General features: G+C 66.8%; 1 protein-coding gene. It reads left to right on the top strand.

Annotation, left to right across the window (positions count from 1 at the left end; genetic code table 11):
* Positions 1–21 precede the first annotated feature (21 nt).
* Positions 22–1672 (top strand): alpha-xylosidase (gene yicI, locus ACXJKR_RS31735; RefSeq protein ID WP_457326239.1); only part of this gene is annotated, 1651 nt, incomplete at its 3' end.

Here is a 1672-nt window from a genome sequence, read left to right as displayed (position 1 = left end):
CAGTGGATGCATCAGCCGGGCGTGGCCGCACATTACGCGGCCGAGGCCTATGCGATCGAAGTCCACGAAGACCGCCTGGTCGTGCTCGCCACGACCCGCCCCATCAAGCACCGCGGCGACACGCTGCAAGGCCCGACGCTGACCGTGACGCTGAGCTCGCCGCTGCCCGGCGTCATCCGCGTCAGCGTCGAGCACTACACCGCATCCAGCGCGCCGCGCCTGCACATCCCCATGCCCGGCGCCGGCAAGCATCCAGTGCAGATCGACAACGGTGACACCCAGGCCACGCTGACCTCGGGCGCGATTTCTGTCGACGTCAAGAAGGGCGACGGCTGGAGCCTGACCTTCCGCGAAGGCGACCGCGTGCTGACCAAGAGCGACTGGCGCGGCCTGGGCTTCATCCAGTGGGCCGGCAAGGACGGCCTGGTGCGCCACCACGTCCACGACCAGCTGTCGCTGGGCGTGGGCGAGAACGTCTACGGCCTGGGCGAGCGCTTCACGCCCTGGGTCAAGAACGGCCAGATCGTCGAGAACACCAACAAGGACGGCGGCACCGCCTGCGAGCAGGCCTACAAGAGCGTGCCCTTTTACCTGACCAACCGCGGCTACGGCGTGCTCGTCAACGAGGCCGGCCCCGTGTCCTTCGAGGTCGGCTCGGAGAAGGTCGCCCGCGTGCAGTTCAGCCGCGAGGGCGAGAGCCTGGACTACTGCGTCATTGCCGGCCCCACGCCCAAGGAYGTCGTGGGCCGRYTGACAGCGCTGACAGGCCGCGCMCCGCTGCCCCCGGCCTGGAGCTTCGGCCTGTGGATGACGACCTCGTTCACCACGCAATACGACGAGGCCACCGCCACCCACTTCATCGACGAGATGGCGCGCCGCGAGCTGCCGCTGKCGGTGTTCCACTTCGACTGCTTCTGGATGCGCGAGTTCCAGTGGTGCGACTTCGCCTGGGACCCGCGTGGCTTYCCCGAGCCCGAGGCGATGCTCAAGCGSCTGCACGCCAAGGGCCTGAAGATCAGCCTCTGGATCAACCCGTATGTGGCGCAGAAGTCGCCGCTGTTTTCTGAAGGCGTGAAGCACGGCTACTTCATCAAGAGAACCAACGGGCTGACCTTCCAGACCGACCAGTGGCARCCCGGCATGGCCATCGTGGACTTCACGAACCCGGCCGCCAAGGCCTGGTAYCARAGCCACCTGMRKCGCCTGATCGCGCAAGGYGCSGACTGCTTCAAGACCGACTTCGGCGAGCGCATYCCSAGCGAAGGCGTGACCTACTTCGACGGCTCCGACCCCGTCGAGATGCACAACCTGTACGCGCTGCAATACAACCAGGCCGTCTTCGAGCTGCTCGAAGAAGTGCAGGGCCCCGACGCCATCGTCTTCGCGCGCTCCACCTATGCCTCCGGCCAGCGCTTCCCGGTGCACTGGGGCGGTGATTGCTGGAGCACGTTTGAGTCGATGGCCGAGAGCCTCAGGGGCGGCCTGTCGCTCACAAGTTGCGGCTTCGCCTTCTGGAGCCATGACATTGGCGGCTTCGAAGGCAACCCGCCGCCGGCCGTCTACAAGCGCTGGATCCAGTTCGGCCTGATGTCCTCGCACAGCCGCCTGCACGGCAGCAGCAGCTACCGGGTGCCATGGCTCGTGGACGAAGAGAGCTGCGACGTGCTGCGCG

It is taken from the genome of Roseateles sp. P5_E11, assembly GCF_054049355.1.
The sequence above is the reverse complement of the archived record's forward strand: the minus strand, read 5'-3'. Positions and strand labels throughout refer to the sequence as shown.